Source organism: Myxococcus guangdongensis (assembly GCF_024198255.1).
In the GTDB taxonomy this organism is placed as follows: Bacteria; Myxococcota; Myxococcia; order Myxococcales; family Myxococcaceae; genus Myxococcus; species Myxococcus guangdongensis.
Map to the genome: position 1 here is coordinate 348,919 of NZ_JAJVKW010000009.1, position 14,071 is coordinate 362,989.

At 65.2% G+C, this 14,071-nt stretch carries 13 protein-coding genes and 5 tRNA genes; all 18 read left to right on the plus strand.

All coding sequences use genetic code 11. The features are described from left to right. Positions 1-42: 42 nt before the first annotated feature. The 18 genes from cglB (at position 43) to rpoB (ending at position 14,049) form a co-directional block, all read left to right on the plus strand. Positions 43-1,320: an adventurous gliding motility lipoprotein CglB gene (gene cglB, locus LXT21_RS27355; protein WP_254041137.1), complete on the plus strand. Its 1,278-nt coding sequence runs from the start codon at positions 43-45 to the stop codon at positions 1,318-1,320. 84 nt (positions 1,321-1,404) lie between these two features. Beyond that, positions 1,405-2,400: an ATP-grasp domain-containing protein gene (locus LXT21_RS27360; RefSeq protein WP_254041138.1), complete on the plus strand. Its 996-nt coding sequence runs from the start codon at positions 1,405-1,407 to the stop codon at positions 2,398-2,400. Positions 2,401-2,463: 63 nt separating this feature from the next. Continuing rightward, positions 2,464-2,913 (plus strand): hypothetical protein, encoded by a 450-nt coding sequence (locus tag LXT21_RS27365; protein ID WP_254041139.1) that lies wholly within the window; start codon positions 2,464-2,466, stop codon positions 2,911-2,913. 5 nt (positions 2,914-2,918) lie between these two features. Further along, the gene (rlmB, locus tag LXT21_RS27370; protein WP_254041140.1) at positions 2,919-3,725 is read left to right on the plus strand and encodes a 23S rRNA (guanosine(2251)-2'-O)-methyltransferase RlmB; all 807 of its coding nucleotides are present in this window, start codon (positions 2,919-2,921) and stop codon (positions 3,723-3,725) included. Positions 3,726-3,853: 128 nt separating this feature from the next. After that, a tRNA-Thr gene (locus tag LXT21_RS27375) sits at positions 3,854-3,926 on the plus strand. Between the two features lie 76 nt (positions 3,927-4,002). Continuing rightward, positions 4,003-4,086, plus strand: a tRNA-Tyr gene (locus LXT21_RS27380). 9 nt (positions 4,087-4,095) lie between these two features. Next, positions 4,096-4,171, plus strand: a tRNA-Gly gene (locus LXT21_RS27385). A gap of 26 nt (positions 4,172-4,197) precedes the next feature. After that, positions 4,198-4,273: transfer RNA gene (locus LXT21_RS27390), tRNA-Thr, on the plus strand. Positions 4,274-4,290: 17 nt separating this feature from the next. Then, a complete protein-coding gene (tuf, locus tag LXT21_RS27395) occupies positions 4,291-5,481 on the plus strand; it encodes an elongation factor Tu (RefSeq protein ID WP_254038747.1) in 1,191 nt (396 codons plus the stop codon). A gap of 101 nt (positions 5,482-5,582) precedes the next feature. Further along, the gene (rpmG, locus tag LXT21_RS27400; RefSeq protein ID WP_046713307.1) at positions 5,583-5,747 is read left to right on the plus strand and encodes a 50S ribosomal protein L33; all 165 of its coding nucleotides are present in this window, start codon (positions 5,583-5,585) and stop codon (positions 5,745-5,747) included. A gap of 23 nt (positions 5,748-5,770) precedes the next feature. After that, positions 5,771-5,846 (plus strand) — tRNA-Trp (locus tag LXT21_RS27405). Positions 5,847-5,947: 101 nt separating this feature from the next. Next, on the plus strand, positions 5,948-6,391 hold the full coding sequence (gene secE, locus LXT21_RS27410) for a preprotein translocase subunit SecE (RefSeq protein WP_254041141.1): 444 nt from the start codon (positions 5,948-5,950) through the stop codon (positions 6,389-6,391). Then, on the plus strand, positions 6,391-6,933 hold the full coding sequence (gene nusG / locus LXT21_RS27415; protein ID WP_046713309.1) for a transcription termination/antitermination protein NusG: 543 nt from the start codon (positions 6,391-6,393) through the stop codon (positions 6,931-6,933). The genes secE and nusG overlap by 1 nt, the downstream gene beginning before the upstream one ends. Before the next feature lie 134 nt (positions 6,934-7,067). Further along, positions 7,068-7,514 (plus strand): 50S ribosomal protein L11, encoded by a 447-nt coding sequence (gene rplK / locus LXT21_RS27420; RefSeq protein ID WP_254041142.1) that lies wholly within the window; start codon positions 7,068-7,070, stop codon positions 7,512-7,514. A 34-nt stretch (positions 7,515-7,548) separates the two neighbouring features. Then, the gene (gene rplA, locus LXT21_RS27425) at positions 7,549-8,259 is read left to right on the plus strand and encodes a 50S ribosomal protein L1 (protein WP_046713311.1); all 711 of its coding nucleotides are present in this window, start codon (positions 7,549-7,551) and stop codon (positions 8,257-8,259) included. 389 nt (positions 8,260-8,648) lie between these two features. After that, complete coding sequence (gene rplJ, locus LXT21_RS27430; protein WP_046713312.1) at positions 8,649-9,170, plus strand: 50S ribosomal protein L10; 522 nt, start codon at positions 8,649-8,651, stop codon at positions 9,168-9,170. A 99-nt stretch (positions 9,171-9,269) separates the two neighbouring features. Further along, positions 9,270-9,641, plus strand: a complete 372-nt coding sequence (gene rplL, locus LXT21_RS27435) for a 50S ribosomal protein L7/L12 (RefSeq protein WP_254041143.1) — start codon at positions 9,270-9,272, stop codon at positions 9,639-9,641. Positions 9,642-9,819: 178 nt separating this feature from the next. Beyond that, entirely contained in the window at positions 9,820-14,049 is a 4,230-nt protein-coding gene (rpoB, locus tag LXT21_RS27440) for a DNA-directed RNA polymerase subunit beta (RefSeq protein ID WP_254041144.1), read from the plus strand. The last annotated feature ends 22 nt before the right edge of the window (positions 14,050-14,071 follow it).

Genomic DNA, 14,071 nt, shown 5'->3' on the forward strand with positions numbered 1-14,071 from the left:
AGCTCCGCGTCCCCCCATAGAAGCAGAAGGAATTCATCACCTATGCGCGCCAAGTTGAACCTCCTGAGCCTGAGCGCCCTTGCTCTGGGCGCCCTCGCAGGCGTCGTCACGGGCTGTCAGTCCTACGACTTCGAGCCGGTGGAGCCGCTCGCCATCGCGCAGACGACGGTCGAGGAGACCATCACGGCCCTGTCGAGCAAGCCCAACATCATGCTGTTGGTGGACATCTCGGGCTCCATGACGCTGCCGGTGAATCCGAACGAGCCGACGTGCATGGTGCGCAACAACCAGGGCAACATGCAGTTGTGTGGCCAGTCCTTGGCGTGCCCCACGGCCACCTGCCCGACGCGCTGGTCCGAACTGCAGGCCGCCGTGCCGGACTTCCTCTCGTCCAGCGGTCCCTTCGTGCGCTTCGGCCTGACGACCTATCCTGAGTCCAGCGAGACCGATGCGTGCGCCAAGTCGACGGCGACCGCTGTGCGCAAGGACCTGCCGGCGATCGAGGACGACGGCTCGCTGCTCGAGCACGCCAACTCCATCAACGCGCTCATCCAGGGCATCCCCAACTTCGGAACGGGACAGCCCAGCGGCGGTACGCCCACGAGCGGCAGCCTCCGCTTCATCGGCAGCATGCCGGCGTTGAAGGACCCCGACCGCAAGAACTTCGTCATCCTGCTGACGGACGGCCTGCCCAACTGCAATGAGGCGAACGAGTACTCAGGGGCGGAGAACCCGGCCCAGTGCAAGTGCACCATCGCGGGTGCGACCACCTGTTCGACGCCGGGCGCGACCTACGAGCGTCGTGGCTGCCTGGACACCAATGCGTCCGTGGCGGCGGTGCAGGAGCTGAAGGACGCGGGCGTGACGACGATCGTCATCGGTTTCGGCGCGGAGACCGCGACGGGGGATGGTCCCGCGGTGCTCCAGGGCATGGCGGCGGCGGGTGGCTTCGCCCGTTCCTGTGCGGATGACCCGACGGCTTGCGGTTCCAATGACACCTGCATCGCGGCGACAGGCCTGTGCGGCCGGACCTTCTACCAGGCGGGCAACCAGGAGGAACTCTCCGCCGCGCTCGAGCGCATCAGCAAGGAGGTCATCAATCCCGAGCCGTGCCTGATTCCCCTGAAGGGTCCGCAGCTGCCGTCCAACCCCAAGCTCATCGTCGTCTACGTCGAGGAAGAGCGGCTCCAGCCGGGTGATGGGACCTGGAGTCTCACGGACGAGGGTGTGCTCTTCAACGGGGCCACGTGCGACCGCATCAAGAACTCGCGCCCGGAAGATCCCATCAAGATCGAGATTCGCGCCATCCGTCAGCGCTGAGCAGGCGGCCGGGGGCGGCTTTACCCCGGGGGTGGTGGGGATTATAGGTCCCGTCCGCCTCCGGCCCGGTTGCCGCCCCTGCCCATGAAAGTCACTCTTCTCTCGCGCTCCGCTTCCATTCCGTCCACCCGACGTCTTGTCGAGGCGGGGCGCGCGAGGGGGCATCAGCTCCGCGTTCTCAACCCTCTCAGGGTGCAGATGCATCTGGATGGAGGGGGAAGCGCCACCCTCTATTACGACCGCAAGAAGCTGGCGCCCACGGACGTGGTGCTGCCGCGCATCGCCCAGTCCATCAATACCTATGGCCTGGCGGTGGTGAACCAGTTCGCGCTGCACGGCGTGCCCCTGGTGAACCACGCCCAGGCCATCGCCCAATCGCGCAGCAAGATGCGCTCGCTGCAGCTGTTGTCCGCGCACGGCATCGACATCCCGGCCACGGTGATGGCGCGGGACGCCGCCCAGCTCAAGGAGATGGTGGGCTTGGTGGGCGGGGTCCCTGTCCTCGTGAAGCTGCTGCAGGGGCAGGAGAAGCACGGGGTGATGGTGTGCGAGAGCCTCCAGTCCCTGGAGGCGGCGCTCGAGGCGGTGCTGGGGCTGGGGCACAACCTGGTGATGCAGGAGTACGTGAAGAGCACCAGCCAGGACGTGCGTGTGTTGGTGGTGGGCGGCAAGGCGATTGCGGCCGTCCGCAGGCGTCCTCGTCCGGGCCGGCTCGCGCACACGCTCATCAAGGGCGCGCGTCTGGAGGAGATGGAGCTGTCTCCGGGGCAGCGGGCCACGGCGGAGAAGGCCACTCGGCTGGTGGGCCTGGAGGTCGCGGCGGTGGACCTCCTGGATGTGCAGGGGAAGTCCAAGGTCTTCGAGGTGAACAGCTCTCCCGCGCTGCCGGAGATGGAGGCGGTGACGGGCATGGACCTGGCCACGCCCATCATCATCCGGGCCGAGGAACTGGTCGCGGGCGCGGAGCCTGTGTCGATGCCGGACCTGCTCCCACCGATTCCGCTCGCGAGTGCCGTCGTCCCGGCGCCGCGCAAGAAGCGCGCGAGCCGGACGCCCCGGAGCGGCTCGGAGGGCGCGTGAAGAGAATCCCGGCACCCCACGTCGAGGCGTGATACGCAACCCCCGCATCCAGGAGAGTCAGCCATGTCGCACATCCGAAGCGTCACCTCCGTCGCCGCCCTGCTGGTGGCCTGCGTCTGGGCGGCCCCGGCGTCCGCGGACGAAGTGGACCCCGCCAGCCTCTATGACGTGTCCACCGAGGGCTCCTCCTCCCAGGTGAAGGCGGGGGAGAAGGGCGTGTTCGTGGTCTCGGTGAAGACGAAGTCCGGCGCGCACGTCTCCGAGGAGGCTCCGCTCAAGCTGGATGTGAAGGGCACCCAGCTCACCGTGACCAAGGAGAAGCTGGGCCGCGAGGACTCGGTCTCCAAGAAGGCCGCGGGCCAGGAGTTCGCCGACCCCCGCTTCGAGGTCCCCTTCACCGCGGCCGCCGCGGGCAAGGGCTCGGTGGATGCCAAGCTCGTCTTCTTCATCTGCACGGAGAAGATCTGCGCCCGTCAGCAGAAGACCCTCTCCGTCCCCGTCGAGGTCCTCTAGTTCTCATGCGTGAGCGTTCCTCCCGAGGTGGTCGAGGCGAGCGCGAGGGGGGAGATTCCTCCGCGCGCCACGTCTATGGGGTGAATCCGGTCCTCGAGGCCCTGCGGGCCCGGCCGGATGAGGTCGAGCGGTTGTTCATCGTGGAGGGGCAGCTCGCGGCCAAGGCCGCGGGAGAGCTGCTCAGCCGCGCTCGGGACGCGGGCGTCCGTGTCGAGAAGGTGACGCGTGAGCGGCTGGCGGTGATGGCTGACGGCGGCGTGCACCAGGGCGTGGTGCTGGAGCTCCGGGGCTTCCGGTACGCGGAGCTCGAGGACCTGCTCGAGGCGGCTCAAGCCAGCAAGCGGCCCGCGCTCGTGGTGGTGCTCGACGGCATCCAGGACCCGCACAACCTGGGAGCCATCATCCGCTCGGCCCATGCGCTCGGGGCACACGGGGTGGTCATCGCCAAGGACCGGGCCGTCCAGGTGACGGGGACGGTGGCCAAGGCTTCCGCGGGGGCGGTGGAGCACTGCCTCATCGCCCGGGTGGTGAACATCTCGCGTGCCCTGGAGGAGCTGAAGGAAGCGGGACTCTGGGTGGCCGCGGCCGACGTGGACGCGACCGAGCCCATGTGGAGCGCCCGACTGGACGGCCCCTTGGCCCTCGTCGTGGGCGCCGAGGGGGGAGGAGTGAGGGAGGGTGTGCTCAAGCACTGCGACCACCGCCTGCGGATTCCCATGGCGGGTCAGGTCGGTTCACTCAATGCGTCCGTTTCGGCCGGCATTCTGCTATACGAGGTCGCCCGCCAACGGGGGAGCAGCTCCTCCCGTTAGTCGGTCTGAACCCGGGATCAATCTCCTTGACTTGGGTGAAGGGGACTTTTAAAAGGGCGCGCCTCGCACATCGGAGTCGGGTGGTTGACGGCTTCGGTGCAGGTAGGGTAGGGCAGGAGCCGATGAGTGCCGGTGTAGCTCAGTCGGTAGAGCAACTGATTTGTAATCAGTAGGTCGCGGGTTCAAGTCCCGCCGCCGGCCAAGCAGGACGGGGCCGCGGATGAGGGCCCGAGACGAGCAGTGCGGGGAGTAGTCGCGGTTCGTGGTGCAAAATTCTGGAGGGATACCCAAGCGGCCAAAGGGAGCAGACTGTAAATCTGCCGGCTCTACGCCTTCGATGGTTCGAATCCATCTCCCTCCACTCGGCATTGCGGGAATAGCTCAGTTGGTAGAGCGTCAGCCTTCCAAGCTGAATGTCGTGGGTTCGAATCCCATTTCCCGCTCCAAACGTTGTAGTTCATAGCATCGCCAAGCCCTGATAGCTCAGTTGGCAGAGCGCATCCTTGGTAAGGATGAGGTCACCAGTTCAATCCTGGTTCAGGGCTCCATTTTTTAGAGGAGTGTCATGGCCAAGGAGAAGTTCGAGCGTAACAAGCCCCACGTGAACATCGGCACGATCGGACACGTGGACCACGGCAAGACGTCGCTGACGGCGGCCATCACGAAGGTGCTGGCGAAGACGGGCGGCGCCACGTTCCTGGCGTACGACCAGATCGACAAGGCGCCGGAAGAGCGCGAGCGCGGCATCACGATCTCGACGGCGCACGTCGAGTATCAGACGAAGAACCGTCACTACGCGCACGTCGACTGTCCGGGCCACGCCGACTACGTGAAGAACATGATCACGGGCGCGGCGCAGATGGACGGCGCGATCCTGGTGGTGTCGGCGGCGGACGGCCCGATGCCCCAGACGCGTGAGCACATCCTGCTGGCGCGTCAGGTCGGTGTTCCGTACATCGTGGTCTTCCTGAACAAGGTCGACCTGCTGGACGACCCGGAGCTGCGCGAGCTGGTGGAGATGGAGGTCCGGGACCTCCTGAAGAAGTACGAGTTCCCCGGCGACAGCATCCCCATCATCCCGGGCTCCGCGGTGAAGGCGCTCGAGGGTGACGCGAGCGACATCGGCGAGCCGGCCATCCTGAAGCTGATGGAGGCGGTGGACAGCTACATCCCGACGCCGCAGCGCGCGACGGACAAGCCCTTCCTGATGCCGGTGGAGGACGTGTTCTCCATCGCCGGCCGTGGAACGGTGGCGACGGGCCGCGTGGAGCGCGGTCGGGTCAAGGTCGGCGAGGAGGTCGAGGTCGTCGGTCTGCGCCCGACGCAGAAGACGGTTGTGACGGGCGTCGAGATGTTCCGCAAGCTGCTGGACGAGGGCATGGCGGGCGACAACATCGGCGCGCTGGTCCGTGGCCTGAAGCGTGAGGACATGGAGCGTGGGCAGGTGATTGCCAAGCCTGGCAGCATCACGCCGCACACCAAGTTCAAGGCGCAGATCTACGTGCTGTCGAAGGAAGAGGGTGGTCGTCACACCCCGTTCTTCAAGGGCTACCGTCCCCAGTTCTACTTCCGCACCACGGACGTGACGGGAACGGTGAAGCTGCCGGAGAACGTGGAGATGGTGATGCCGGGCGACAACATCGCGATCGAGGTGGAGCTCATCACCCCTGTCGCGATGGAGAAGGAGCTGCGCTTCGCTGTTCGCGAGGGTGGCCGCACGGTGGGCGCCGGCGTCGTCGCGGAAGTCATCGAGTAACGCGCCCGGGGGGCTTTCGAGCCCCCTGGCCCCAAACACCGGATTCCGAGGGGAAGGTGCCTGATGGTAACCTTCCCCTCTCGTGTCTGATGAGGTAGGCCATGCCGAAGGGCAATCGTTCCATCATTTCGCTCGAGTGCACGGTGTGCAAAGAGCGGAACTATACGACCACGAAGAACAAGCGGAAGAGCCAGGACAAGCTCGAGTTGAGCAAGTTCTGCTCGAAGTGCCGCAAGCACACGGACCACAAGGAAGGTAAGGTCTAGGTCGGTAGTTCCTGAGAGTTTCTAGGCCAGTAGCTCCAACGGTAGAGCAGCGGTCTCCAAATCCGCGTGTTGGGGGTTCGAATCCCTCCTGGCCTGCCAAGTCTCAGTGGGAGCGGGGCCCCCGGTACCTGGAGGTACCGGGGGTTCCTGTGTTTCCGCAGTTCGTGAAATTTCGCTTTCGCAGTACCTCGTGAGGCACCATGGCGACGGCATCAGAGGCCAGCCAGCAGGCTAACCGCTCGGCGATGGATCCGAAGCGGCTCGTGGTCATCTTCTACCTCCTCGCCGGCATCATCCTGGCGCTGTTCCTGGAGCGTCTCTTCGGAGCGCTGTGGGCCAGCTTCGGATGGCCCGACTCGGTGCTCATCGAGGGTCTGGACTGGAAGGTGTCCACGCTCGTGGGCTACCTGTCGGCCGTGGGCCTCGCGGTGGCCGGCTACTTCCACCCCAAGACGCACACCCTCTCCATGGAGGTCGCGTCCGAGCTGATGAAGGTGTCCTGGCCCACCTGGCCGGAGACCCGGACGTCGACCGTGGCCGTGGTCGTCGCCTCGCTCGTGGCCGCGGTGCTGCTCTTCTGCATCGACACCGTCGCGTACAACTTGATGGTGGAGTGGCTGCCGGCCTTGTGGGGGAAGCTGTAATGGCGATGAAATGGTTCGTGGTCCACACCTACTCGAACTTCGAGAACCAGGCGAAGAAGAGCCTGGAGGAGAAGATCCGCCTCGAGGGGCTCCAGGACCAGTTCGGTGAGATCCTCATCCCCATGGAGCAGGTCGTGGAGATGGTGAAGGGCGAGAAGAAGACGTCTCGCCGCAAGTTCTTCCCCGGCTACATCTTCGTGCAGATGGAGCTGAACGACCGGACGCTCCACCTGGTGAAGAACACGCCGAAGATCACCGGCTTCCCGGGGACGGGCCAGAACGAGCAACCGCGACCCATCTCGGAGAAGGAGGTCGCGAACCTCACGTCGCAGATCTCCGAGGGCACGCTCAAGCCCAAGCCCAAGGTGCAGTTCGACGACGGCGACACGGTGCGTGTGGTGGACGGCCCGTTCGCCAACTTCAACGGCACGGTGGAAGAGGTCAACGCGGAGAAGGGTCGCGTGAAGGTGCTCGTGAGCATCTTCGGTCGCGCCACCCCCGTGGAGCTGGACTTCATGCAGGTGGAGAAGACCACCGGCTAGTTTTTCGCGGGCGACTCGGATAGAGCGCGCCCTGCTGTAGTTCCGCGTCCGCCTGGACGCGGTCCCATGGGTGGGAGAGCCTCCCCGTCTGGAGGCCCGTCTGGACCACCCCCTCGAAAGGCAGTTGTCAGCCGATGAAGAAGGTCACAGGTCAGGTCAAGCTGCAGATTCCCGCCGGCAAGGCGAACCCCGCTCCGCCGATCGGCCCCGCACTCGGTCAGCAGGGCGTGAACATCATGGAGTTCTGCAAGCAGTTCAACGCGAAGACGCAGGCGGAGGCCAAGGAGGGTCTGATCATCCCGGTGATCATCACCGTCTATCAGGACCGCTCCTTCACGTTCATCCTCAAGACGCCTCCGGCGGCCGTCCTCATCAAGAAGGCGGCGGGCCTGCACACCGACAAGAAGAAGGGTTCGGGCGCGAAGAAGCCTGGCAAGGAGAAGGTGGGGCAGATCACCCGCGCGCAGCTCGAGGAGATCGCCAAGAAGAAGATTCAGGACACCACCGCCGCTTCGCTCGAGGCCTGCATGAACACCATTGCTGGCACCGCGCGCTCCATGGGCATCGACGTCGTCGGCTAGGCCGCCGCCCCACTCACGGACGAGGATTTCTGTCATGGCTAATGGGAAGAAGTTCCGGGCGGCCGCCGCGCTGGTGGACCGCGAGAAGCGTTACTCGGTGGCCGAGGGTTTCGCGCTGCTGAAGAAGACGGTGGACGCGCGCGCGTCGAAGTACGACCAGACGGTCGACGTGGCCATCAACCTGGGTGTGGACCCGAAGCACGCGGACCAGATGGTCCGCGGCGCCGTGGTCCTCCCGAACGGTACGGGCGCCACCGTGCGCGTGGCCGTGTTCGCCAAGGGCGAGCGCGCCACCGAGGCTGGCAACGCGGGCGCGGACATCGTGGGCGCGGAGGACCTCCAGAAGCGCATCGAGGAGGGCTTCCTCGACTTCGACACCGTCATCGCCACCCCGGACATGATGGGTATCGTGGGTCGCCTCGGTAAGGTGCTCGGTCCCCGTGGCCTCATGCCGAACCCGAAGGTCGGCACGGTGACCATGGACGTGGCCAAGGCCATCCGCGACGCCAAGGGCGGTAAGGTCGACTTCCGCGCGGAGAAGGCCGGTATCGTCCACGCGAAGATGGGCAAGTCCTCCTTCTCGGTGGACAAGCTCGAGGGCAACTTCAACGCGCTGGTGGACCTGGTGATGAAGCTCAAGCCGGCCACCGCCAAGGGCGTGTACCTGAAGGGCATCGCCATCTCCACGACGATGGGCCCGGGCATCAAGATCGATACCCAGGAGATTCTGGCCCGCCACCGCTAGGCGGCCAGCAGGCGGGCGGTGCTCGCTTCCCCACAGTGGGGGAGTCAGAGGTGCCGCCTGCCTGACGTCTCAGGTTCGAAAGTTCTGGATCTTTGCCGAAGCCGGGGGTATAGGCCCCCGGCTTTTGCAATTGGAGCGCCACGTCATGAGGCGTGCGCTTCGACCTGGTTCATGACAGCAGGGACCCGGTCAGAGGAGAAGTGCCCCGTTGGGAACCGGACAACCGGTCGGGGTGTGGCTTCCTCTGTCGGGTTCAAACGGCCGCAAGGTCAGCCCTGCCGAGACTGGAGGTGCGGTGTGGTGTCTCTCGGAGACTCCTCTCTCGCTCTGCCACTTTGGCCCAGGCATCACGCCCGTCGGAAGACGGGCCAAGAAGGAGGTGAGTCAAAGTGCTGAAGAGCGAGAAGGAGGAGATGATCAAGGAACTCCACGAGAAGTTCTCGCGGACCAAGTCAGCCATCGTCGCGGAGTTCTCCAAGGTGGATGTGGAGACGGTGACGAAGCTGCGCAAGAAGTTCCGTGAGGGCGGCGTCGAGTACAAGGTCATCAAGAACACGCTGGCGCGCCGTGCGGCGCAGGGCACGGACCTGGCTGTCATCGCTGATGACTTCACGGGACCGGTGGCTCTGTGCCTGAGCTACGGCGACGTGGTGGCCCCGGCGAAGATCCTGACCGAGTTCACGAAGGACCTCGAGGACAAGATCAAGATCCGCACCGCCGTGGTCGACGGCCGCAAGGTCGACGTCAACGGCGTCAAGCAGCTGGCGAAGCTGCCGGGTCTCAACGAGCTCCGGGCGCAGCTGCTCGGCATGCTCAACCAGCCGGCTGGCAAGCTGGTTCGGACCATTGCCGCCCCGGGTTCCCAGCTCGCGCGGGTCGTCCAGGCCCACGCGGACAAGGCGCAGGGTTAGTTTTCCTGATTCATCCGAGAAGTTTTTCTACACCAATCTTGACGGCCCCGACTCCCATAGGGATGCAGGCCGTTAGTCAAACCCAGAAGGACGAATTCAATGGCTGACCTGAATGCAATCGTTGAGCAGCTCTCCGGCCTGACCATCATCGAGGCCGCCAACCTGGTGAAGGCCCTCGAGGAGAAGTGGGGCGTCTCCGCCGCCGCCGTCGCCGTTTCCGCCGGCCCCGCCGCCGTCGCCGCGGCCCCGGTCGAGGAGAAGACGGAGTTCACGGTGGTGCTGTCGAACGCCGGCGCCAACAAGATCAACGTCATCAAGGAGATCCGCGCCATCACCGGCCTGGGCCTGAAGGAGGCCAAGGACCTGGTCGAGGGCGCGCCCAAGACGGTCAAGGAGGGCGTCAACAAGGACGACGCCAAGAAGATCAAGGACCAGCTCGTTGCCGCTGGCGCCACCGTCGACATCAAGTAAGTCGCACAGGGGTTGCTTGGTTTCCGGGAATTTCCAAGCAGCCTCCTGACCGGATGAGCAGGCCGGCGCTCCCAGTAGGGGGGCTGCCGGCTTTGCCCATTTGACCGTTGCAAATTTCCCGGCGCCGCCGCGCGTTATTGAAGTTTGCCCCGCCCGAGCAGCAGTCCCCGGAGCCAGAATGCCGACGCAGATCCAGAACAATTTCCGCGTGCGGAAGACCTTCGCGAAGATCGCGAAGATCATCGACATTCCCAATCTTATCAACATCCAGAAGCAGTCCTACGAGAAGTTCCTCCAGGCCGATATCGCCCCGGAGAAGCGTGAGGACCTCGGACTTCAGGGTGTCTTCAACTCGGTTTTCCCGATTCGGGATTTCAACGAGACGTCGTCGCTGGAGTTCGTCAGCTACCACCTGGAGAAGCCGAAGTACGACGTCGATGAGTGCCACCAGCGTGGCATGACCTACTCCGCCCCCATCAAGGTCGTCGTTCGCCTGGTGGTGTGGGACAAGGACGAGGAGACCGGCGCGCAGTCCATCCGTGACGTGAAGGAGCAGGAGGTCTACTTCGGGGAAATCCCGCTGATGACCCAGAACGGCACCTTCATCATCAACGGCACGGAGCGCGTGGTCGTCAGCCAGCTGCATCGCAGCCCGGGCGCGTTCTTCGACCACGACAAGGGCAAGAGCCACTCGTCGGGCAAGCTGCTGTACAACGCCCGCATCATCCCCTACCGCGGTTCGTGGATCGACTTCGAGTTCGACCACAAGGACCTGCTGTACGTGCGCATCGACCGGCGTCGCAAGCTGCCCGCCACGGTGCTCATCCGCGCCCTGGGCGCCGTCAGCGACACCGCGAAGAAGAACCCGCTGGAGTTCAAGGGCTCCACCGAGGAGATCCTCAACTACTACTACGCCACGGAGACCATCTACCTCCAGACGGCGGCGGACTTCGAGAAGAGCGTCGAGCTGGAGCTGCTCCCGGGCCAGCGCGCCACCCGTGACATCAAGACGAAGACGGGTGAGCTGATCGTCAAGAAGAACCGCAAGTTCACCCGCGTCGCCATCAAGAAGCTCGAAGCGGCGAAGATGAAGACGCTCCCCATCGACGCGGACGAGCTCTTCACGAAGGTGTCCGCGTACGACGTGGTGGACGAGAACACCGGTGAGGTCATCCTCGAGTGCAACGAGGAAGTCTCGCAGGAGAAGGTGGACGAGCTCCTCAAGCGCAACATCAAGGAGTTCAAGGTCCTCTTCATCGACAACCTCAACGTGGGTCCCTACCTGCGTGAGACGCTCATGCTGGACAAGCTCGAGACGCCCGAGCAGTCCATCATGGAGATCTACCGTCGTCTGCGTCCTGGCGATCCGCCGACGCCCGAGACGGCCATCAACCTGTTCACGAACCTGTTCTTCAACCCCGAGCGCTACGACCTGTCCAAGGTCGGTCGCCTCAAGTTGAACTTCAAGTTCGGGCTCGAGGAGCCGCTCGACGGGCAGATCCTCACCAAGCGGGACATCCTCGAGGTGATCCGCTACCTGATCGATCTGAAGAACGGCAAGGGCACCATCGACGACATCGACCACCTCGGCAACCGGCGCGTGCGCGCGGTGGGCGAGCTGCTCGAGAACCAGTACCGCATCGGTCTGGTGCGCATGGAGCGGGCGATCAAGGAGCGCATGAGCCTCCAGGAGATCGAGACGCTCATGCCGCACGATCTCATCAACGCCAAGCCCGTCACGGCGGTCATCAAGGAGTTCTTCGGGTCCAGCCAGCTGTCGCAGTTCATGGACCAGACGAACCCCCTGTCCGAGGTGACGCACAAGCGTCGTCTGTCCGCGCTCGGGCCCGGTGGTCTGACGCGTGAGCGCGCGGGCTTCGAGGTCCGCGACGTTCACCCGACGCACTACGGCCGCATCTGCCCCATCGAGACGCCGGAAGGTCCGAACATCGGCCTCATCGCGTCGCTGTCCACCTACGCGCGGGTCAACGAGTTCGGCTTCGTGGAGACGCCGTACCGCAAGGTCGACGCGGGCGTGGTGACCACGGACGTGGCCTTCTACTCGGCGCTCGAGGAGGAGAAGCACACCATCGCGCAGGCGAACGCGGAGACGGACAAGAAGGGCAAGTTCGTCAACGCGCTCGTGTCCAGCCGCCGCGGCGGTGAGTTCGTCCAGGCGCGCGCCGAGGACGTGGACCTGATGGACGTGTCGCCGAACCAGCTGGTGTCGGTGGCCGCGTCGCTCATCCCGTTCCTGGAGAACGACGACGCCAACCGCGCCCTCATGGGCTCGAACATGCAGCGCCAGGCGGTTCCGCTGCTGCGCACCAGTGCTCCGCTGGTGGGCACGGGCATCGAGGCCATCGTCGCGCGCGACTCCGGCGTGACGTGTGTCGCGCGCCGTGACGGCACGGTGGAGAGCGTGGACGCCGGCCGCATCGTGGTGAAGGCGGACGTGCCGGCCTCGCTGAGCGACGTGTCGAGCGAAGTCGACATCTACAACCTGCTCAAGTACCAGCGCTCCAACCAGAACACGTGTCTCAACCAGAAGCCCATCATCAGCAAGGGCGACAAGGTCCGGAAGGGTGACGTCATCGCCGACGGCCCGGCCACCGAGACGGGTGAGCTGGCGCTGGGCCAGAACGTGGTCGTCGCGTTCATGCCGTGGCAGGGCTACAACTTCGAGGACTCCATCCTCATCAGCGAGCGCATCCTCAAGGACGACGTCTTCACGTCGATCCACATCGAGGAGTTCGAGTGCATCGCGCGCGACACCAAGCTGGGCAAGGAGGAGATCACCCGCGACATCCCGAACGTGGGTGAGGAGGCCCTCAAGGACCTGGACGAGAGCGGCATCATCCGCATCGGCGCCGAGGTGAAGCCCGGCGACGTGCTGGTGGGCAAGATCACCCCGAAGGGCGAGACGCAGCTGTCTCCCGAAGAGAAGCTCCTGCGAGCCATCTTCGGCGAGAAGGCCGGCGACGTGCGCGACAGCTCCCTGCGCGTGCCCCCGGGCGTGGTGGGCACCGTCATCAACGCCAAGGTGTTCAGCCGCAAGGGCGTGGAGAAGGACGAGCGCGCCAAGCAGATCGAGTCCATGGAGGAGGCGAAGCTCCTCAAGGACCAGAACGACGAGATCAAGGTCCTCCAGGACAGCGCCATCGGCCGCATCCGCGTGCTGGTCCGTGGCAAGGAGGTCCAGGGCAAGCTCGTGGACGACAAGGGGAAGATCCTCCTGAAGAAGGGGGACATCCTCGACGACGCGCTGCTGGCCACGGTGCCCTACAAGTACTGGGGTGAGATCTCCGTCGGCGACCCGCTCGACTCCCGCGTGCGCGACATCCTGCGCAACCTGGAGGAGACGAAGGAGGCCGTGAAGCTGGCCTTCGGCGAGAAGATCGCCCGCATCAAGAAGGGCGACGAGCTGCCTCCGGGCGTCATCAAGATGGTGAAGGTGTACGTCGCCATCAAGCGCAAGCTGGCCGTGGGCGACAAGATGGCCGGCCGCCACGGAAACAAGGGCGTCGTGTCCCGCATCCTCCCCGAGGAGGACATGCCGTACCTGGAGGACGGCCGTCCGGTGGACATCGTCCTCAACCCGCTCGGCGTTCCCAGCCGCATGAACATCGGGCAGATCCTCGAGACGCACCTGGGCTGGGCCGCCAAGGGCACCGGCGAGGCGCTGCAGCGCTACGTGGAGGACAACTGGGGCGCGGAGGCCATCAAGGAGCGCCTCAAGGTCATCTACGGCGCGGAGACCCCGTTCGCGGCGTTCCTCGACAAGCTGGACGAGGAGGAGATCCGCCAGCTGTGCCGTCGCTCCAAGCGCGGCATCCACGTGGCGACGCCGGTGTTCGACGGCGCCCAGGAGCTGGAGATCCACCAGCTGCTCGACGAGGGCAAGCTGCCCCGCACGGGCCAGATGGTGCTCTTCGACGGCCGCACGGGTGAGCCGTTCGACCAGAACGTCACCGTGGGCGTGATGTACATGCTCAAGCTGCACCACCTGGTGGACGAGAAGATCCACGCCCGCTCCATCGGGCCCTACTCGCTCGTCACGCAGCAGCCGCTGGGCGGCAAGGCGCAGTTCGGCGGTCAGCGTCTGGGCGAGATGGAAGTCTGGGCGATGGAGGCCTACGGCGCGGCGTACACGCTGCAGGAGTTCCTCACCGTCAAGTCGGACGACGTGGTGGGCCGCACGCGCATGTACGAGGCCATCGTCAAGGGCGACAACGTCCTGGAGAGCGGCCTGCCCGAGTCGTTCAACGTGCTCCTCAAGGAGCTCCAGTCGCTCGCGCTGGACGTCGAGCTGCTCGAGAGCGCCCCCCCGGAGCGGCAGCGCAGCTTCGGCGGCGACTTCCTCGGCGGTGGTGACGGCGAGGAGCGCAAGACCGGGACCGAGGCCTGAGTTAGAGCCGGCGCGCCCGCCT